General features: G+C 35.5%; 19 protein-coding genes. 12 read left to right on the forward strand and 7 right to left on the reverse strand.

What is annotated here, in order from left to right; translation table 11 throughout:
• The 3 genes from ACFIMW_RS07770 to ACFIMW_RS07780 all read left to right on the forward strand — a co-directional run.
• Positions 1-198: hypothetical protein (locus ACFIMW_RS07770; protein ID WP_375608692.1), on the forward strand; the 198-nt coding region annotated here is incomplete at its 5' end.
• The gene (locus ACFIMW_RS07775; RefSeq protein ID WP_375608693.1) at positions 158-388 is read left to right on the forward strand and encodes a hypothetical protein; all 231 of its coding nucleotides are present in this window, start codon (positions 158-160) and stop codon (positions 386-388) included. The genes ACFIMW_RS07770 and ACFIMW_RS07775, both read left to right, overlap by 41 nt.
• A 694-nt stretch (positions 389-1,082) precedes the next feature.
• Positions 1,083-1,448, forward strand: a complete 366-nt coding sequence (locus ACFIMW_RS07780) for a response regulator (protein WP_345096953.1) — start codon at positions 1,083-1,085, stop codon at positions 1,446-1,448.
• A 78-nt stretch (positions 1,449-1,526) separates the two neighbouring features.
• On the opposite strand, the gene ACFIMW_RS07785 is transcribed toward ACFIMW_RS07780, so the two are convergent.
• The 3 genes from ACFIMW_RS07785 to rplM all read right to left on the reverse strand — a co-directional run bounded on the left by ACFIMW_RS07785 (position 1,527) and on the right by rplM (position 2,711).
• On the reverse strand, positions 1,527-1,604 hold the full coding sequence (locus ACFIMW_RS07785) for a hypothetical protein (RefSeq protein ID WP_375608704.1): 78 nt from the start codon (positions 1,602-1,604) through the stop codon (positions 1,527-1,529).
• 154 nt (positions 1,605-1,758) lie between these two features.
• Positions 1,759-2,244, reverse strand: a complete 486-nt coding sequence (gene rpsI / locus ACFIMW_RS07790) for a 30S ribosomal protein S9 (RefSeq protein WP_015856545.1) — start codon at positions 2,242-2,244, stop codon at positions 1,759-1,761.
• 2 nt (positions 2,245-2,246) lie between these two features.
• Entirely contained in the window at positions 2,247-2,711 is a 465-nt protein-coding gene (gene rplM / locus ACFIMW_RS07795; protein ID WP_375606694.1) for a 50S ribosomal protein L13, read from the reverse strand.
• 295 nt (positions 2,712-3,006) lie between these two features.
• Here rplM and recJ point away from each other — a divergent pair, with 295 nt between their 5' ends.
• A complete protein-coding gene (gene recJ, locus ACFIMW_RS07800; RefSeq protein WP_375608694.1) occupies positions 3,007-4,791 on the forward strand; it encodes a single-stranded-DNA-specific exonuclease RecJ in 1,785 nt (594 codons plus the stop codon).
• A 17-nt stretch (positions 4,792-4,808) separates the two neighbouring features.
• Here recJ and parE read toward each other — a convergent pair whose 3' ends face one another.
• The 4 genes from parE to ACFIMW_RS07820 form a co-directional block, all read right to left on the reverse strand.
• Complete coding sequence (gene parE / locus ACFIMW_RS07805; protein ID WP_375608695.1) at positions 4,809-6,875, reverse strand: DNA topoisomerase IV subunit B; 2,067 nt, start codon at positions 6,873-6,875, stop codon at positions 4,809-4,811.
• Between the two features lie 77 nt (positions 6,876-6,952).
• Positions 6,953-7,690: a lipoyl(octanoyl) transferase LipB gene (gene lipB, locus ACFIMW_RS07810; RefSeq protein ID WP_375606691.1), complete on the reverse strand. Its 738-nt coding sequence runs from the start codon at positions 7,688-7,690 to the stop codon at positions 6,953-6,955.
• Positions 7,691-7,813: 123 nt separating this feature from the next.
• The gene (locus ACFIMW_RS07815) at positions 7,814-8,665 is read right to left on the reverse strand and encodes a TPM domain-containing protein (RefSeq protein WP_375606690.1); all 852 of its coding nucleotides are present in this window, start codon (positions 8,663-8,665) and stop codon (positions 7,814-7,816) included.
• Positions 8,665-9,291 (reverse strand): LemA family protein, encoded by a 627-nt coding sequence (locus tag ACFIMW_RS07820; protein ID WP_375606689.1) that lies wholly within the window; start codon positions 9,289-9,291, stop codon positions 8,665-8,667. Before ACFIMW_RS07820 ends, ACFIMW_RS07815 begins: the two co-directional genes overlap by 1 nt.
• A 420-nt stretch (positions 9,292-9,711) precedes the next feature.
• Here ACFIMW_RS07820 and ACFIMW_RS07825 point away from each other — a divergent pair, with 420 nt between their 5' ends.
• The 8 genes from ACFIMW_RS07825 to ACFIMW_RS07860 all read left to right on the forward strand — a co-directional run bounded on the left by ACFIMW_RS07825 (position 9,712) and on the right by ACFIMW_RS07860 (position 18,937).
• Entirely contained in the window at positions 9,712-10,488 is a 777-nt protein-coding gene (locus tag ACFIMW_RS07825; protein ID WP_375608696.1) for a class I SAM-dependent methyltransferase, read from the forward strand.
• A 1,314-nt stretch (positions 10,489-11,802) separates the two neighbouring features.
• Entirely contained in the window at positions 11,803-13,341 is a 1,539-nt protein-coding gene (hutH, locus tag ACFIMW_RS07830; RefSeq protein WP_375608697.1) for a histidine ammonia-lyase, read from the forward strand.
• Between the two features lie 398 nt (positions 13,342-13,739).
• Positions 13,740-14,099, forward strand: a complete 360-nt coding sequence (locus ACFIMW_RS07835) for a hypothetical protein (RefSeq protein WP_375608698.1) — start codon at positions 13,740-13,742, stop codon at positions 14,097-14,099.
• Positions 14,100-14,548: 449 nt separating this feature from the next.
• Positions 14,549-15,925, forward strand: coding sequence for an amino acid permease (locus ACFIMW_RS07840; RefSeq protein WP_375606685.1), 1,377 nt, complete (start codon positions 14,549-14,551; stop codon positions 15,923-15,925).
• Between the two features lie 1,000 nt (positions 15,926-16,925).
• Complete coding sequence (locus tag ACFIMW_RS07845) at positions 16,926-17,189, forward strand: hypothetical protein (RefSeq protein WP_375606684.1); 264 nt, start codon at positions 16,926-16,928, stop codon at positions 17,187-17,189.
• A gap of 20 nt (positions 17,190-17,209) precedes the next feature.
• Entirely contained in the window at positions 17,210-17,614 is a 405-nt protein-coding gene (locus ACFIMW_RS07850) for a hypothetical protein (RefSeq protein WP_375606683.1), read from the forward strand.
• 366 nt (positions 17,615-17,980) lie between these two features.
• Positions 17,981-18,382, forward strand: a complete 402-nt coding sequence (locus ACFIMW_RS07855) for a hypothetical protein (RefSeq protein ID WP_375606682.1) — start codon at positions 17,981-17,983, stop codon at positions 18,380-18,382.
• Between the two features lie 270 nt (positions 18,383-18,652).
• Positions 18,653-18,937: a hypothetical protein gene (locus ACFIMW_RS07860; protein WP_375608699.1), complete on the forward strand. Its 285-nt coding sequence runs from the start codon at positions 18,653-18,655 to the stop codon at positions 18,935-18,937.
• Positions 18,938-19,566 lie beyond the last annotated feature (629 nt).

Genomic DNA, 19,566 nt, shown 5'->3' on the forward strand with positions numbered 1-19,566 from the left:
GTGTGCGCTCTGAACTTTCTCGTTGGGTGCGCGGCAAATAGGTCTGTTTCTTGTGGTGGCTGGTTGCCCATTTATTTGGATAATCAGGATGTTGAGGTCATCAGTTCCAACCTTGCAAGAGATATTTTGAAGCATAACAAGCAGGGAGACCATTTATGTGGTTGGAAAGATGGTCAAGAAACGAAGCAGCAAAGATAAAGATCTTACAGAAACAGAACAACAGCTTCTTCATGAGATGATAGAGACGTATCAAGGCTTAAAGATGATGTCACGCTTTATGAAGTGGATTGCCTTCATTGTCTTTATGTTTGTTATTGATTTTGCCCGCCTTATGGATGCACTCGATAATATCTTATCACACCTCAAAAAATGGATAACAAAAAGTTAGAATTAGAGACTCTTTGGACATCAGGATTTACTAAAAAACCACCCCGAAAAGAACTCTTGATTCGTAATAATTAGAGAGGCATGTTAAAAATTCTATTCCCCTGCTTTCATTTATACCTCCCTCATAGTGAAAAAGATTTATAAATACAGTAAGTTATTTTTACATAAAACTTATATATTATTCTGTTATTGAATGTTTTATATTAAATAAATCGTGATAATTAATCACGGTTTATTTATTTTTTTTAATCTTAATGACATTGATAAGTTTATCCTTTTATATCATCAAGATATTGTTTTGTGGATGCCAGTATATGGTGCATTAAATTCAGCTAATCAGTTGCTTTTTAAATTTACTTAAATTTTTTCCTCTTCAAAATGCGCATTTTAGCTAAGTTTGTGGTTGATATTTTTTTATGATGAAAACGCGAATGCATTAATTGAGATATCCATAAACTTTGTATATCAACTCAAAAAATACAAGGTCACACAATCTTACGACTATTTGTGGGTTTTATGTTGATGAACTGAATAAGTATAGCGATGCGTCTTACAAATATTTGCAAAAATGCTTTTATTGGAATCTTTTAATCTCTTTGTGGTTTACAATTCATTTTATCATTTTATCTTAAGCAAAGAGAATGTGAATTCATTTCTATTTCTCTATTTTATCTGAGAAGGGTGGAGTTATACGAATGTCAAAAAAAGTCATGATCGTGGAAGATAATGAGCTTAATATGAAGTTATTTCGCGATCTTGTAGAAGCGAGTGGTTATGAAACCGTTGAAACGCGTAATGGTCTTATGGCATTAGATTTGGCGCGTTCATCAATGCCATCTCTTATCCTTGTGGATATCCAGTTGCCAGAGGTCTCTGGAATAGATGTTATTAAACAATTAAAAGAAGATGAAAAACTTCGATCAATCCCCGTTGTTGCTGTAACAGCTTTTGCTATGAAAGGCGATGAGGAGCGAATTCGTGCCAGTGGATGTGAAGAATATATGTCAAAGCCTATTTCTGTCCCTCATTTTATCACAATGGTAAAGCATTTCTTGGACTAAAGCTTGTTAAGTGGTGATAGAAAAAGCATTGAAAAGCTTATAAGATTGCTAAAGTTGTCGCGTAAATATTTTTGTGCTTCAGCACGTGGATATATTACAAGTTAGTAAAACAGATTTTAAAAATTGAAACTGAAGTTTTGAATTTTTTCGGTTTATTTTTCTTGCCTTTTATCTTAAGAGAAGAAGTTGTTTTGCATTCTTGTTTTTTCTAATCGGTATAGATTTGTTCCTACATTCATCTAAAAGTTTGTTTTAGTAGGGGAAAAAGCCCCGTTTTTGTCCGAGGCTTTATGCATTGCAAAAATTGAAATTAACGCTTTGAGAATTGGAAAGAACGACGTGCTTTTGCTTTACCGTACTTTTTACGTTCAACAACACGGCTATCACGGGTAAGAAACCCACCTTTTTTCAAGATTGAGCGAAGTTCTGGTTCGTAATAGGTTAAAGCTTTGGAAATGCCATGGCGCACTGCACCGGCTTGTCCGGAAAGACCACCGCCTGCAACGGTTGCAATAATATCAAATTGGGTATCCCTATTTGTTGCAACAATTGGTTGACGAAGAATCATTCTAAGAACAGGACGAGCAAAATATTTGTCAAATTCCTTATTGTTGATCGTGATTTTTCCAGAACCTGGTTTAATCCATACACGTGCAACAGCGTCTTTACGCTTTCCTGTTGCGTAAGCACGTCCTTGTGAATCAAGCTTTTGCACGTGAACAGGAACAACATTTTCATGTGTTTCTGTAATACTTGTTACTATGCTAAGCTCAGAAAGAGAATTAATTTCAGCCATAATCAAGCAATCCTTTTGTTTTTGCGGTTTAAAGCACCAACGTCAAGAGATTCAGGCTGTTGTGCTTCATGTGGATGTTGGTTTCCAGCATAAACACGCAGATTCTTCAATTGACGGCGACCAAGAGGCCCACGAGGAATCATACGTTCTACCGCTTTTTCAATAACGCGTTCGGGAAAACGCCCCTCAAGAAGTTGACGTGCTGTACGTTGTTTTATTCCACCAATATAGCCGGTATGCCAATAATATTTTTTATCTGTATATTTTTTGCCAGTGAGAGCTATTTTATCTGCATTAATGACAATAACGTTGTCACCATCATCAACATGTGGAGTAAATGTAGCTTTATGTTTGCCACGTAAGCGGTTCGCAACAAATGTGGCAAGACGACCTAAAACAAGGTTTTCTGCGTCAATAATAACCCATTTTTTCACCACTTCAGTTGGCTTTTGTGAAAAAGTTGCCATAGAAGTATCCTTTATTAGAACCCTTTTAATATAAGGGAATTTTTACTGTTTTGCGTTGAAAATTGTTACCATAGCGAAATATTTAACGCATACTATTTGCTCTGATATAATGTCTTTTGATTGACGTCAAGAGAAAATAAAAACTTTATAAAACAGCATGTTATGAGAGCGGTATTATAATACCGCATTAAAGAAGTTTGTGGATCATTTAAATTTAAAATGAATGTTGCAAAAGACTATTTTATCTTTAACGCATGATTGTATTTTATCGTTCTTCATTATAAAATAAGTAATAATGCAGTGGTCTCGTTATTTTCTCAATGTTGAATCTTCTGCTTGTGGTCAAGCTTGGTTAGATGCCCTTGATGTTCAAGGGATAAATAATGCGCGCGCTATTTCTCAAAAATTTGGTTTTCCAGATCAGCTAGCTCGAGTACTTTCAGCAAGAGATGTGGATGAAGCTGAGGCTGTTGCTTTTATTAATCCAACATTACGTACGCTTATGCCTGATCCAGAAAGTTTTAGGGATATGCAATGCGCTGCAGAGCGTATTGTTAAGGCTCTTCTCAATCAAGAACAGGTTGCTGTGTTTGGTGATTATGATGTTGATGGTGCTTGTTCATCGGCACTCATAGCGCGTTTTTTTCGTTATTTTGGTATTGAAGTCAAAATTTATATTCCTGATCGCATTGTTGAAGGCTATGGTCCGAATGAACAAGCAATGAGGATGCTTGTGCAAGAAGGCGCTCGGTTAATTATCACTGTTGATTGTGGCGCAAACAGTCCAGATGCCGTAAAAGCAGCTAGGCTTGCTGGGGCTGATGTTGTGATTTTAGATCATCATCAAATGTCAGAGATTCATCAAGAAGCTATTGCTCTTGTTAATCCTAATCGTCCTGATGATTTTTCTGAACAGGGTCATTTATGTGCAGCGGGTGTTGTCTTTGTTACATTAGCTTGGGTTCATCATTTACTGCGGAAAAAACAATTCAAAGGGAAACTGCCTGATCTTCTCAGTATGCTTGATCTTGTTGCATTGGCAACCATATGTGATGTTGTTCCATTACAGGGGGTTAACCGTGCTTTTGTGATAAAAGGGCTGCAAGTTGCTCGTTCTATGCATAATCTAGGAATAACAGCTTTAACAAAGGTTGCACGAATAGGGGAGCCGCTTAATAGTTTTCATTTAGGTTTTTTATTAGGTCCTAGAATTAATGCAGGAGGGCGCATTGGTGATCAAGCTTTGGGAGCACGTTTGCTTAGTTGTGAGAATAAAGATGAAGCGGACAGAATAGCAGAACAATTAGATCGGCTTAATCAAGAACGCCAAGAAATGGAGAACATTCAATTAGCACAAGCGGAATCTTATATTACTTCTCTTTATCAAGATCAAGAAATACCATTGTCGCTTGTAATTTCTCATAAAGAATGGCATCCGGGAATTATTGGTATTCTTGCTTCCCGTCTCAAAGAGCGTTTTTTTTGTCCTGTTTTTGCTATTGCTTTGAAAGAAGATGGAAATGGCATAGGGTCGGGACGCTCAATTAATGGTATAGATTTAGGAGCACTCGTTCGTGAAGCTGTTACATTAAATTTATTAGAAAAAGGAGGGGGACACAGTATGGCAGCAGGAATTACAATTCAATCAACAAAAATTGAAATTTTTCGAAAATGGCTAGAAGAAAAAGTTTCTTTAATGGTTTCACAGTTGCGTGCAAAAAAATCTCTTAGTATAGATGGTTCTCTTTCTGCTTCCGGTGTTAATGAAGCGCTGTTTGAATTGCTTGAAAAAGCAGGGCCATTTGGGGCAGGGAATGCAACACCTGTTTTTGTTCTTCCCTCTCATCGACTGGTGAATCTATCTGAAGTTGGTAAAGGACATCTTCGCCTCATTGTATCTAATGTTGAAGGAAAAAAACTACAAGGAATAGCTTTTCGTGCTGTAGGGACATCACTTGGTGATTTTCTTTTTGAAAATATTGGTGAAATGATTCATTTAGCTGGTCATCTTAGTTTGAATTATTGGAATGGAACGATCAATCCGCAACTGCGCGTGATTGACGCAGCCGCAGTGGTTTGAAAGGGATATTTTTTATATTAGATGTCTAGATTAGAAGCAAAAGTAGAGTTTTCTTGTATGAAACGAAATCGTGCTTCTGGTTTTGTTCCCATGAGACTTTCTACAGTCTTTTTCGTTTCTTGTATTTCCACGGCATCAATAGAAACACGAAGCAATGTACGTTTTTGAGGATGCATAGTCGTTTCTTTAAGTTGTTCTGCGCGCATTTCACCCAGCCCTTTAAAACGCCCGATTTCGATTTTAGCTTTTCCAGTAAATTCAGTTTTGAGCAATTCATCCTTATGAATGTCGTCACGAGCATAAGCAACTTTTCCTCCTTGCGATATTCTATAAAGGGGAGGGACGGCAAGATATAAATGTCCCTGATGAATAAGGTCAGGCATTTCTTGAAAGAAGAAGGTAATGAGCAGTGACGCAATATGAGCACCATCAACATCAGCATCTGTCATGATGATAATACGTTCATATCTGAGATCTTTTTCACGATACTTGGAGCGTGTTCCACATCCAAGAGCAAGGATAAGATCGCTAATTGTTTGGCTTGAGTTCATTTTTTCATGTGCAGCACTAGCGACATTTAAGATTTTACCACGAAGAGGTAAAATTGCTTGGTTTGCTCTATTTCTTGCTTGTTTAGCAGATCCTCCTGCAGAATCCCCTTCAACAATGAATAGTTCAGCACCCAAAGCATGGTTCTGACTACAATCTGCAAGTTTACCGGGCAGACGTAATTTACGGACAGCAGTTTTTCGACTTATTTCTCTATCTTGGCGTCGTCTAACACGTTCTTCAGCACGTTCGATAACCCAATCGAGAAGTTTTGTTGCTTCTTGTGGAGAATTTGCTAACCAATGATCAAAAGGATCGCGGATTGCATTCTCAACGATACGCTGTGCTTCAATGGTTGCTAATCGATCTTTTGTTTGTCCAACAAATTCAGGGTTACTGATAAAGACTGAAAGTATTGCGGCTGTTGAAATCATAATATCGTCAGACGTAATAATTGCTGCGCGCTTGTTTCCTATTAACTCAGCGTAGGATTTCAATCCACGCAAAAGAGCTTGGCGTAATCCTATTTCGTGTGTTCCGCCTTCTCCTGTAGGAATCGTATTGCAGTAAGATTGCACACAAGAATCACCACCATGCCAAGCGATCGCCCATTCAACGCAGCCATGGCCGTTATTTTGTTGTGTTTTGCCAGAAAAAATTTCTGACGTTACTCGATATTCATCTTTTAGTGACGCAAGTAAATAGTCTTTAAGCCCATCGGGAAAATGAAAAACAGCTTTTTCAGGAATATTTTTTGCGCCTTCAAGTATGACGGGATCACAACACCAGCGAATTTTTACGCCACCAAAAAGATAGGCTTTGGAGCATGTCATCTTATAGATTTTTTCTGGATCAAAAGCTGCTTTTTCACCAAAAATTTCATGATCAGGATGAAAACGAACGCGCGTACCACGACGATTATAAACATCTCCCAGATCTTCCAATCCAGATTGAGGAATACCGCGTGAGAAACGTTGGCGGTACAGTTTTCGTTCTCGTGCAACTTCAACTTCCATATCATCAGAAAGAGCATTGACGACAGAAATTCCTACTCCATGAAGCCCACCAGCAGTTTGATAAGCTTTTCCATCAAATTTTCCGCCTGAGTGGAGTTGTGTCATAATAACTTCAAGAGTAGATTTCTCAGGCATTTGAGGATGATTTTCGACAGGAATACCGCGTCCATTATCTGTAACGGTTATATAACCGTTCCTATCTAATGAGACTTCAATAGAATCTGCATAACCCGCAACAGCTTCATCCATCGCGTTATCAATAATTTCGGCAAATAAATGATGAAGTGCTTTACTGTCTGTTCCACCAATATACATTCCAGGGCGTAAACGTACGGGCTCTAACCCCTCAAGTACTCGAATAGAGAGAGCATTATAGTCATCTTCTTGCATATCTTTCGCACTTTTTTTTGAAATCATCGCTTTTGATTTCATTGGAGACTGCAGAGTGCTTTCTTTTGTATTTACCCGAGATTGGGCTTTATTTAAAACACTAAAAAGATCCTTGTTGTTATCGCTCATAGCGTTTAACTATCCACCTCATAAAATATTTATTAAAATAAATTTTATGCCTGTTTTTTATTTAAAAATCAATGCACTTAGGAAACATCAATTGTTGGACCAAAAATTTCTTCAAAAGCGTGTTTGAGAGCGATATCAATATCATACATTGTTACAGAGTACCCTAGATCAAGAAAGCTTGTTACACCATGGTTTGTAATTCCACAAGGAACAATTCCTGAATAATGGGCTAAATTAGGATTAACATTGATAGAAACTCCATGAAAGCTTATCCATTTGCGCACTCGAATGCCAATAGCTGCAATTTTATTTTCAGAAGAAAGATCATTTTGTTTTGATGGGCAATGAGGCTGTTTAATCCAGACACCAACGCGATCTTCTCGTCGTTCGCCTTTAATATTAAAATTTGCAAGCATCTGTATGATCCATTCTTCTAATGCACTAATGAAAGCACGAATGTCTTGTTTTCGGCGTTTAAGATCAAGCATGATATAAGCAATACGTTGTCCTGGACCGTGATATGTAAATTCACCTCCACGTCCTGCTTCATAAACAGGGAATAAATGGGGTGCTAAAAGATCTTTTTTGTTGGCACTCGTCCCCGCTGTATAAAGGGAAGGGTGTTCAAGAAGCCAAACTTGTTCATGTGCGGTTTTTGCAAGAATTTTTTCTACACGTTCTTGCATATAACGCAGAGCTTCAGGATACTCAACTAGATGATCACTTATCTTCCATTCAACTGGTGGATTGCCTAGAATTGCATTAAAATGATGTGATAAGTGATTACGATCCGTATGTTTCAATTCAAATGTCATTAGTAATATTTATCTTGATGTTTGAGTTTATATTGTAATCAGAAAAATAAAAAAAGAATAAAATTAAGAGATAGTTTATAAGAAGTGCAATGAATTTTATAAAAAAATCGTTATATGCTCGTTTTACCATCTTCCTGTTGCACCGCCACCACCTGATGATCCACCACCACCCCTAAATCCCCCTCCACCTCGAGGACCTCCGAACTTTCCACCAGGATATCTGCCACCGGCACTTAAGTTAAGAAACCAAGGTGTGAAGATAATCCCCATCCAAAGATACTTTTGTGGGCCTACTTTTTTACCAAAAATCATTGCAAGAATGGGCAAACCAACGACTATAAAGAGAATGAAAAACATGATTGTATTGATAATCATTTCTTCTTTTTCAGCTTGTTTACGTTGTTCTTCAACAGCTTTAGCTTTTTGATTGATTCGAAAAGAAAAATCAGCATCACTTTGTGTGATTACTTTGATAATTGCATGAACCGCTTCGACAATCCCTTTTTGATAATTTCCTTCACGAAAATTAGGAATCATGAAGCTATTAATGATGACAGAAGAAATGGCATCTGTTAGTTCTCCTTCCAGACCGTAGCCTACTTCGATACGTGCTGTGCGTTCATTTGGTGCAATGACCAGTAATACACCATTATTGATCTTCTTTTGGCCTAATCCCCATGTACGAAAAAGAGAATTGCTGTATGTTTCTATATCATTGCCCGAAAGAGTAGGGAGTGTGACAAGAACAATTTGATCTCCCGTTTTCTCTTCGAGTGCTGCCAGTTTTTTTATCAAGTCTTCCTTGGTTGCATTATCGAGCAAATGAGCTACATCATTAACATACCCTGTTAAATGAGGAAATTTTATTTGCGAACAAGCGATACTTCCCAATGCAGCAACTAAATACAGAGAGCAGATAAAAGCCCATAATTTTGGAAATACAATACGTTGCAAAGAGTATCGAAATAGTTTCATTAATTAAAATTAACCTTTGGTGTTTGTTGGCTATCTGTATCGATGGTAAAAGTTGGCATGGGTTTAGCATCGCGAAACCATAACTTTGCCCAAATCATCGTCGGCATTGTTTTGAGTGCAGTATTGTAGGCACGTACTGTTTCAATATAATCGCGGCGCGCAACGGAAATACGGTTTTCTGTTCCTTCTAATTGTGACTGAAGAGCAAGAAAGTTTTGGTTTGCTTTAAGATCCGGATAGTTTTCAACAACAGCCATAAGCCGCGAAAGTGCACTTGATAAGTTTGCTTGATTTTTGAGATATTGCTGCATAATTTCTGGATTATTCAACATATCTGCATTAATATTGACTTGCGTTGCTTTAGCACGTGCTTCAATTACATTTGTGAAAACGCTTTGTTCATGAGCTGCGTAAGCTTTAACTGTTTCTACAAGATTAGGGATGAGGTCTGTACGACGTTGATATTGATTGAGCACTTCACTCCATGCGGCGTGTGCTTTTTCTTCATTTGTTGGTATCGCATTGAATCCGCAACCACTTAAAAATGGCACTAACCATACCAAAAAAATAATAATTGAAAATCGTTTTAATATTCTAAACATTGAAGAAGTTTGTACATTTAACATAAAGATGTCTCCACAGATATTTTATGTATTATATAGAGTCTTTTTTCTTGGTGGAAAGTATTTTGAAACTTATAAACAGGCGTATTTATCAATAAATTGATATCTCTATGCGTTTTAGGTACGCTTAAGTGACTTGTTGATATTAAAATAATAATAGTGATATAGATGTCATCTTATAAAAGATCAATAATATTTATATCAATTATTATTACAGAAAATTATATTATTTTCGTAGGAGTTTTGGATTTCGCAACGTGCAGATAATAATTGGAAAAGAGAAAAATGTAAGGATCAATTTTATAGAAAAATAGAAGGTAAGGGCAGTTCTTATTTTCTTCCTTTAGAAGTTATGCTTAACATATTGGATAAAAATACTTTTTAATTATGTATATCAGCAACTGTAAGGAGAGACAAAGTTCTATGATAGAAAGTGTCCAACAGCAAAGTGAAAAATTTGACGGATTGGCTGATGATTATAATCGCTATCGTCCTCGCTATCCCCTTACTTTATTTAAGACCATGCTCTTTCCTTTTAAGAACAAAAAGAATTTGTCCATCGTGGATGTAGGCGCTGGGACAGGCATCGCATTAGAGGGGATTGTTAAATTTTTAGGCAACGAGCACCAATATCATGCTATTGATGTATCGGAAGATATGATTAAGCAGGGACGAAGAAAATTTCCGAACGTGCGTTGGTATCAGGGCCGAGCCGAAGATCTATTGCCTCAAATAGGCAAGGTAGATCTTATCGTTGCAGCGCAGGCATTTCAATGGATGGATCGCCCTAAATTGCTTTGCGTTATTTCAGATCAACTTCGGGTCAATGGTGTCATGGCGGTTATTCAAAATAATCGTGATTTCAAGCATAGCGAATTTCTAGAGGCTTATGAGACATTGTTAGAGAAGATGAGTCCAAATTATTCCCGTTATTATCGTAATTTTGATTTTTTACAGGAAATGAGTGATGGCTTTGGGGTAAAAGCAGAAAAAATTTCTTTCCATACGCATAATTGGACGATGATGATCTCGTCTGAATCTTTTATTGGAATGAGCCGCTCTTCAACGCAAGCGCAACGCGCTATTGCGAGCCATGGAAAAGAATATTTGCGGCAATTGGTCGCATTGATAAAGAAATATGAAGTGCAAGGCAATTTGGAGATTTTGTATCGAAGTGAGCTCTATATGTATGCAGGATAATCCGATATCGATGATTGCTTTTGCTCTTTTAGCACATCAGAGTGGGCGCTATTCAGAAAATTAACGCATTATTAAGGCAGACTTTGAGGGAGAAAGGTTTTTTCTTCTTCAGCATTCACATTGACATCTTATTACCGCTGATTTTCATTGTTCATTTAATATGAGAGAGTTTAAATAGAAAACTTATGCTCTGCATTATAGCATCGAAGCGCTTTCTTTACTGCAGTTTAACAACAGATTATTTTATAAAATGGAAAGAGGTAGATTGAATAGAAATGTTTGATAATTCTTTGTTTTTATGATTGCTTTTTATTATTAAATGAGAGTGTTTTTAATAAATTTTGACAAAAATAACTGAAAAAGTACAAAAAATTATCATAATCAGAAATTTGTAGTAAAAAAGTAATGGCTTGGAAGAACCTTAAAAAAACAACTCATTTTGAAATTATCTCTAAATTTAGATTCAGTATAACAAAAAAGTAAAATATAAATATGCTATATGAAGCATTTCTCTTTTTAAAAGATATAATATAAAACAATATATTAATTATTTTTTTTTGATATAAGAAAACTTCTTTTATTTTCTATTTTAAATAACGGGTTAGGCCGAGTCTTATGTGGTTTTATTGAAGATGTGTTTTTCAAGGTTTAATCTGGCGCTTTAAATACAATTTTAGAAGTGGCAAATAAGCTCAATTTCTTCTCTGTTGTGATGTGTTGAATAAGTTTTTAATTTTCTATAGAGTTTGATTTTTGCAATCATGATAGATTGTGACAGCTATCTATTTAAGGTTTTTATAAGTTTAGTAAGAATAGCTTGATAATAAATCCATTGAGTTTTCCATCTTTACGCTTCATAAAAGAATAAGCCTGCACCATCCACACTTTCATCTCCCAATGTTGCGACAGCCTTTGACACGGTTCATAAGAGGAGTTTTTAGTCCTTTTTTACAGTTTTATCCATACGCCAATCTCGCTTATTACGTGCAAGCGAATGGTTTTGATTTATTCAACATACACAGATTTGGAATGAGAGAGTTTTAAGATATTCAGCTCTCTCATTTAATATGCAGCATGCTAGATTATGATTATAAATTAAAGTGTTATCTATTTTTGAAATCCATTACTTTGGTTGTGCTTGTCAATATTTCATTTTCATTTATCGTCAACTATTCTACTTTTGGATAATGACTCCATTGTAAGGAATACCTTTAAGAAAGCATTATCGCTTTAAAGAGTCGTTATAGTTTTTTTGTTTTATAGAAAGATCAATAATGTTAAGCATTGTACTTTAATGAACGAAGAAAGAAAATCATGATGATTACACTAAAACCGGGCGAGGTAACGCTTAGTGAACTTAAAGATATTTATTTTAATGGAGAAGTGGGTAAACTTCATAATAATACGCATTTAGCTATCGAGAAAGGAGCGCAGCGCATTTCTGAAATTGCTGCTGGAAGTAAGCCAGTGTATGGTGTTAATACTGGTTTTGGGAAATTGGCTTCCATTAAAATTGATACGGACAATGTTGCTGTTTTACAGAGAAATCTTATTTTGTCCCATTGTTGTGGGGTGGGAGAACCTTTAGCAGAAAATATTGTGCGTTTGATAATGAGCTTAAAGCTTATCTCTTTAGGAAGAGGGGCTTCAGGGGTTCGTCTAGAATTGATAAATTTGCTGGAAAATATGCTTGCAAAGGGCGTCATTCCTGTCATCCCTGAAAAAGGGTCTGTTGGCGCTTCCGGTGATCTCGCCCCACTTGCTCACATGGCGGCTGTTATGATGGGAGAGGGAGAAGCATTTTTTAAAAATATTCGTATGAGTGGAGCTGCTGCGTTAGAAAAAGCGGGATTGTCCCCTATTATTTTAAAGGCAAAGGAAGGTCTCGCTCTTATTAATGGGACTCAAACCTCAACAGCCCTTGCACTTGCCGGTCTTTTTCGAGGTTATCGGGCATTGTGTGGTGGATTGCTGGCAGGAGCTTTGACAACAGATGCCCTCATGGGGTCAACGGCGCCATTTCATCCTGATATCCATATTTTACGAGGACATTATGGGCAGATTGCCGTATCGAAAACATTAGAAAAACTTGTAGAGAATTCAGAAATTCGTGCAGCACATCTACGGGGTGATGAGCGTGTACAAGATCCTTACTGTATACGTTGCCAGCCACAGGTGATGGGGGCATGTTTTGATATTTTGTTAGCCGCAGCAAAAACACTTATTATTGAAGCAAATGCTGTTACAGATAATCCTTTGATTTTAAGGAATGGTGAGGTTGTATCAGGTGGGAATTTCCATGCAGAACCTGTAGCATTTGCTGCTGATCAGATCGCTCTTGCTTTGTGTGAAATAGGATCTATTTCTCAGCGGCGTATTGCTCTTATGGTTGATCCAGCTGTTTCTTATGGACTTCCAGCTTTTTTAGCGCATAATCCAGGTCTTCATTCAGGTTTTATGATCGCTGAAGTAACAGCAGCAGCTTTAATGTCTGAAAATAAGCAAATGGCCTATCCTGCTTCCGTTGATTCAACACCTACTTCAGCTAATCAAGAAGATCATGTTTCAATGGCTTGCCATGGCGCTCGTCGGTTATTGGTCATGAGTGAAAACCTTTTTACACTTATTGGCATTGAAACGCTTGTTGCAGCACAAGGAATTGAATATCGTGCACCTTTAAAAACAAGTACTTTTTTGCAATCTGTTATGGAATGTTTACGAAAAAATGTTGCTTCTCTTAAGGAAGATCGCTATCTGGCTCCAGATCTTCATCGAGTACATATACTTGTGCGTGAAGGACATTTATTATCTGTTTTACCAGAAACAATTTTTCCTTCATTAAGTTTTCAATAGTATTTGTTTTAAGGTCAATGCTGAAGGGGGGATATTGAATTTTGAAACTTTCTCATATGAAAATATAGAGGAGCAATACTATATTTGAATTATTTAATAAAATGTATATTTATTACTGTATATATCTGATTTTTGTAGTTAACTAGATATTTTGTTATTTTATAGAAACTATAAAATTAAAGCACCTATATTTTCTGATTTATATCAGAAATTTTAATATAAGTTAAATAATATATACGAATTATATATTCGTGATATTATATTTTTATAAATATAAATTATGATATATGTATTGTATCAAGTAAAAATAAAATTTTTATTTTATATTCTTCTTATTTTTAATACTTTATGAATTTTATAGTTCATTTTTGATATTTAAAATAAAAAAGGAGAAAAGAATGTTTAAAAGTGCTAAATTATGTGTTTCAATAACAGTTCTTTTTTTCTCTCAAATTCTTGAGATTCATGCAAATTTTAGGAGAGCTAGCTTTCCAGAGGAAGTTTTCATTATGATAGTGGCTCAAGAGAAAGAGCCTCTTATTTCAGCGAAAAACAAAGATTTTATTGCTATCTCAGGGCAAATTCCCAGAGGTAATGAGAACGCTATCATCGGACCAATAATCAAAGATGCTCTTTTTATCGTATATTTTTTTTTCATTGGAAAGCTTGTCGTTAAGACAGCTGGAGTCCTTAAAAGATGGGTTCTAGATAAATTTTCTCATGCTTTTGAAGACTTGCGAGATTCGTATTATCATTGATTGAGCTATTCAATTGGCATAAAAAGTTTGTTTTATGGGCTCAAAGAAAGTTTGCTTAAAGTAACAAAAAATTAATTTTATGCATAGTTAATGTGTTTGTTATGAATTTTTAGGCTTCTATTTCAGTGCACCGAAATAGAAGCCTAAAAGTTTAGATTACATTAAGGTTAATTTTCTCTGTAAAAAACTAGAGAATACGAAATGAATTAAATGACAATTGTGAAAAAATTCATTATCACTTTATTTGAATAAAATAATACGAAATTGTAGGCTATAAAAGCTGAATAATTCGCAATAAAAGTATTTTTTCATTGTTTAGAGCAAAGTGTTGGACTGGCTGGTCTTCGATGTTTTTTGAAATATATTTGTGAAAGAAACATGAGGCTTTATTTATCATAGGGCTGTTATCGTGGTGTGGATTGTCAGCATTTCAAAAAGTAAGGAAAGAAATGGCAATAAATGAACTGAAACGGGGTATGAGTAAGCGCCAAGTTATTTTTTTAGCTCTTGGTTCTGCTATTGGAACAGGTCTTTTTTATGGGTCTGCACAGGCAATTAAGCTTGCGGGTCCCAGTGTTTTGATTGCCTATTGTATTGCTGGTTTAGCTATTTTTATGGTTATGCGGGCTCTAGGAGAGATGATACTTCATAATCCATTGCCTGGTTCTTTTGCTCGTTATGCGGCAAATTACATATCACCATTAGCAGGTTTTTTAACGGGATGGACATATGTATTTGAGATGATTCTTGTTGGTTTGGCTGATATTACAGCTTTTGCGACTTATATGGGTTTTTGGTATCCTGATGTTGCTCCTTGGGTATGGGCACTGAGTATTACATTAATCATCACAGGCATTAATTTAGCTGCTGTAGAAGTCTATGGTGAACTAGAGTTTTGGCTCTCTTCTATTAAAGTTATAGCTATCATTGCGATGATTATTTTAGGAATAGCAATTATTTTTTGGGGGTGGGGTGAAGGTGCAGATTTTTCTACCGTTACTGTTCATAATTTATGGAAAAATGGTGGTATTTTTCCCAATGGTTGGTTTGGTTTTTTAGCTTGCTTTAGTGTTGTTGTTTTTGCTTTTGGTGGCATAGAAATTATTGGCATGGCAGTTATGGAAGTTCAAAACCCTCATCAAACGATTTCAAAGGCAATTAATTCTACTCCAGTTCGTATTTTGCTTTTTTACGTCATGACGTTAGCTATTTTAATGTCTCTTTATCCTTGGAATGAGATTGGTCTTATGGATAGCCCTTTTGTATCTATTTTTGAAAATCTTGGGATTTCGTATGCAGCAAATATTTTAAATATTGTTGTTGTTACAGCGGCTATTTCAGCAATGAATAGTGGAATGTATGGTGCTTGTCGTATGATCCATGGTTTATCGCAGGAAGGTTATGCTTTAAAAAAGTTTCAATATTTATCAAAAAATGGTATACCAGTTTTTGTTATTTTGATGATCTTCGGTATCTTTCTTCTTGGTGCTCTCCTTAATTATTTTTATCATGAAAAGCTTTTTTTTCTTATTGCCGCAATGGCAACATTTGCGACAGTTTTTGTTTGGATGATGATTCTACTTTCACAATTTTCTATGCGAATTAAGATGCCTAAAGAAGCACAGAATGGTTTAAAATTTCCCATTCCATTTTGGCCAATAGGGTCGATTTTTTCTATTTTATTTATGGTTTTTATTTTTATTCTCTTATGGTATTTTGATGAGACACGACCGGTTTTAATTATAGGTGTTAGTTGGATTGCTTGGCTTGTTGTTTGTTTCTATGTACTTAAACTTTATAATTTTAAGCAAAAGAAACGGCAATAAAATGTGAATAGAGATAAAACTCAAAACAAATAGCTGATGTCATCAGGAAAACAGGTGTTTGATTGTTATTCTCTAAAGGTTAGAACAATCTAGATTGAAAAAATCTGCTCGTTATTATTTTGCTTTGGAAGTTTTTGTGAGCCATTGCTTACGGTAACGACCAAATCATATAAATATTAGGCGTTTTTTGATGGTGAGCTGTGCTATCAATATAAGTCTTTCAGGTTAAAATGCCTAACAGCGCAAATAGATTTTACCAGATACAAGATTATAGGCAGATATCTTTTTCTAAACGTATTAATGAAGTTCTGTTTTACAAGAGAAGTTATTGTAAGAATTGTTTTTTTAAGCTCTTTAAAAAATTGGTTGCTTAAATTTTGTTGTTTAGAAAATTACTATTGCTTTTAGAAACGAAGATAAAGTTCTTTATGTCTTTTCTTGAAAAGAAGGGGTGAAGTTTTTTTTTCTATTCTTTTTTCTTAAAGAGAATTGGCGTTGGTAGAAAATAGTGGATAACAAAGTTACATGAGGCATTGTATCATTGTTTTTATAAAAACTTTAATAAACAGCAGCAAGATATTACAATAAAATCTCATAGAAGAGTAAATTAAAAAGAACAATGAACGTGTGACAGTTTTACGATTCTTATTATTATTGCTCTCACAAGAGGAAGGATCAAACTTATTTTTTATAATATTGATACGAGAGTAGTTTTTATTACAAGTGGAGGCGGACAAAATGTACTCCGCAATTGTATTTCGGTGCAAAATTATTCAATATTACCATAAAAGGCGCTCAAGAACACTACGACCAGAAAAAACAATCATCGGAAAGTGGCTTTTTACACGAGAAGTCTTCCAATAGCTCTGAAACACACACAACAACGATTCCGTTTATCCTTGAGGTAACAGGCAAAGTTGATATGGATGTACAATGAGATGCTACGATTATTGCTTCTCATCTGATTTCTGGTCAAGATATCAATGTAATGGAAGAAAGTATGACGGTTGTTAGCATGACAGACCATCATAGCGGTCATTCACAGAGGCATGAAACAGGTTTTGATGGGCATAGATTTGACTTTGTAAGCAGAATTATTGGCGGCAATGACTATACTTACGAGACAGCACCTGCTGGTAGTAACTGGTGGACAGAATGGTGGAGAGTGATCATGAATCCCATAAGCTCCCATACCTGTCTTGGAGATGCGGGTCCGAAATGCCAAAAGTTTTATGGCACATCTCATTTAGAACAAAAGCCTTGAATTAAATCATGGAGGAAAAAATGAAACAAACCTTAAAATTATTAAGTGCGATAATTCTATTGGGTATAGCTGGGTGCCAGTTTAATAAACCTCCTCCAGGAGAGGTGGCTACGTGGGAGAAAAATGGTGTTACTGATTTTACTGAGGTAGGAAAAGCTTTGTTAGAATGTGGTATGCCAAGCCTTATTGATGCCGATCCAGAAAACAGAAAACTCAGCTACAATGCATGGGCAACTATTGATGCCTGTATGGTTCAATCGGGATTTCGTGATAAAGTGGGGGGAGGGACTTGGTGCGAGAATCATAAAGCCGAAGATCTCCCGATTTGTCGTCCAGGCGCTGTTGTTCCACAGCGCAGTGTCAAGAAGCGCTTAAACAGCCCTTTTTGTAAAAAATATAAAAATGCACCTGAATGCAAACCTTAAGTCTTGCTGTTTGTGACGATCAACAATCCCTACCTTCATGTTTCTCATGCCCGTGTGGAGATGGCTTAATTCAGCATGTCAATGCTATTTATTTATGGGGACTACAACTGTTGGCGCAATAATATAAAATATCTATCTTGGTTGTAATCAAAATATTGAGAATAATTATATGCATAACGTTGATAGAATACGATTTAAGTAGTAATTTTGCTGTATTTTTGATATAATATCGGTGGCATAATTATCGGAAAGAGATAAATAACCATGAAGGTTGATAATGTTCATCGTTATTTTGGAAGTGAAAAAACAGCATGTAAAGTAATTTATGGATTGTTTCATAATATCAAATTATTCAAGGATAGGAAAATGAAGCAGATTTTAAAATTATTAAGTGGGATGACCCTATTTGTTATGGCTGGATGTTATCCAGAAAAGCCTTCTCAAACAGCTGTAGATGCATGGGAAAAGTCTGGTGCTGATCAACTTGAGATAAAAAAAGCTCTGTTAGAGTGTGGAATACAGTATCTTGATGGTCGTTTTGATACAGAAACAAGTACTGATGAGAGATTCAATGCAGAGGAGTCTGTGAATGCATGCATGATACAAGCAGGTTTCCAAGATAAATTGGGAAGGGTAAAGTGGTGTGAAAAGTATGAAAATCTTCCAATTTGTCAGCCTGATGCTGTTATTCCTCAGCGAAGTGTAGAGAGGCGCTTGAATAGTCCTCATTGTGAAGAGAACAAAGAGCAGCCCGAATGTCAACCTTAAATATTGATGCTGTTGTAATCAATAATCCTTATATTTTTGTTCTCGCAAGGGGGGCGGGATTGTTTTTCTCAATAGACTAGCAATCTTACATGTGAAAAAATTAGCACAGAGTTATAGGCTTTTTTATTCGTAAATATTGAGGGAGGGGGAAAATGAAAAAAATATTGAAATTATTGAGTGCTATGATTTTTTTTAAGCTCTGTGGGATGTGTTAGTAAATCTCCCCCATCGATATTGGCATGAGGGGAAAAGCCTGGTGTCAATAAATCTATGGTTCAACAAGCACTGTTAAAATGTGGATGGAAACCAATCTACGTTTCTTCTGAAAATATGGATTCGCGTGCAAGTGAATTTGCAGCAATTTATGAGTGTATGACTAAAGCAGGTTATCGGTACAAATTGCAGGATTCAAAGGGAATCTATTTTTCATCAACACCGCGAAGTGATTCATTTTTAGTCAATTTAATGGTAGCAGGGTATCAGAAGGTTATGGACAATGATACTTTGAAACAAAAACAAGATTTGATGTTACGTCTTCAGAATGATAAAAAATAGAAAAGTTTTGAAAAAGTGACATAACAGTAAAATATATTCATCTTTAAAGTAATAGTTCAATGAAAATATTAATAGGGGTGAGGGAGTAAAAGTGCTGCTCTTTTACCCTCGATATAGTTATATTCATTAGAAACTAGCTTAGCAATGTATTATTTTCAGATGATAATAATATTGGGGGATGGTTAGCATTTTTAGAGAAGATTATTCAATATAAAAAATGGCAAAGAATAGCTTTGCTAAAATATCCTCTTTAACGATAATAAATAGATTATTTTTATAGAAATGAGTTTGATGAAATATTTTATTTTGATGTTTTTTAATTTCAGGAAAGTGAGTGTTTTATTGTATTTTAAATTTTATCAGAAGATATTAAAGCGTTATGCAAGTAATTTTGATGTAAATATCTTTTCATTTTATGGTCTATTTCGAGATGATATCTTTTAGAGTGGTTTATTGATGAATTGAAAACATTGATGATAGGAACTTACGAGAAAATTTATTCAATTTTTTCACTAGGTAGTTTACAGCTTTTATATAGAATTAGATACCTACATTAACTTATACGCTAGTGAGCATTTCCTTAGGTTTTTGTTGTAGAAGAAATGGTGCAATTATAACTTTTGTATAGT

This window comes from Bartonella sp. AC329YNZD (assembly GCF_042196685.1).
Lineage (GTDB): Bacteria > Pseudomonadota > Alphaproteobacteria > Rhizobiales > Rhizobiaceae > Bartonella.

Excerpts from the sequence above, each read along its gene's own strand:
- recJ (WP_375608694.1), top strand. The coding sequence starts at position 3,007 with ATGCAGTGGTCTCGTTATTTTCTCAATGTTGAATCTTCTGCTTGTGGT.
- ACFIMW_RS07835 (WP_375608698.1), top strand. The coding sequence starts at position 13,740 with ATGTTTAAAAGTGCTAAATTATGTGTTTCAATAACAGTTCTTTTTTTC.
- lipB (WP_375606691.1), bottom strand. The coding sequence starts at position 7,690 with ATGACATTTGAATTGAAACATACGGATCGTAATCACTTATCACATCAT.
- rplM (WP_375606694.1), bottom strand. The coding sequence starts at position 2,711 with ATGGCAACTTTTTCACAAAAGCCAACTGAAGTGGTGAAAAAATGGGTT.
- parE (WP_375608695.1), bottom strand. The coding sequence starts at position 6,875 with ATGAGCGATAACAACAAGGATCTTTTTAGTGTTTTAAATAAAGCCCAA.
- rpsI (WP_015856545.1), bottom strand. The coding sequence starts at position 2,244 with ATGGCTGAAATTAATTCTCTTTCTGAGCTTAGCATAGTAACAAGTATT.
- ACFIMW_RS07825 (WP_375608696.1), top strand. The coding sequence starts at position 9,712 with ATGATAGAAAGTGTCCAACAGCAAAGTGAAAAATTTGACGGATTGGCT.
- ACFIMW_RS07780 (WP_345096953.1), top strand. The coding sequence starts at position 1,083 with ATGTCAAAAAAAGTCATGATCGTGGAAGATAATGAGCTTAATATGAAG.
- ACFIMW_RS07820 (WP_375606689.1), bottom strand. The coding sequence starts at position 9,291 with ATGTTAAATGTACAAACTTCTTCAATGTTTAGAATATTAAAACGATTT.
- ACFIMW_RS07815 (WP_375606690.1), bottom strand. The coding sequence starts at position 8,665 with ATGAAACTATTTCGATACTCTTTGCAACGTATTGTATTTCCAAAATTA.
- ACFIMW_RS07855 (WP_375606682.1), top strand. The coding sequence starts at position 17,981 with ATGAAGCAGATTTTAAAATTATTAAGTGGGATGACCCTATTTGTTATG.
- ACFIMW_RS07840 (WP_375606685.1), top strand. The coding sequence starts at position 14,549 with ATGGCAATAAATGAACTGAAACGGGGTATGAGTAAGCGCCAAGTTATT.
- hutH (WP_375608697.1), top strand. The coding sequence starts at position 11,803 with ATGATGATTACACTAAAACCGGGCGAGGTAACGCTTAGTGAACTTAAA.
- ACFIMW_RS07850 (WP_375606683.1), top strand. The coding sequence starts at position 17,210 with ATGAAACAAACCTTAAAATTATTAAGTGCGATAATTCTATTGGGTATA.
- ACFIMW_RS07845 (WP_375606684.1), top strand. The coding sequence starts at position 16,926 with ATGACGGTTGTTAGCATGACAGACCATCATAGCGGTCATTCACAGAGG.
- ACFIMW_RS07860 (WP_375608699.1), top strand. The coding sequence starts at position 18,653 with ATGGTTCAACAAGCACTGTTAAAATGTGGATGGAAACCAATCTACGTT.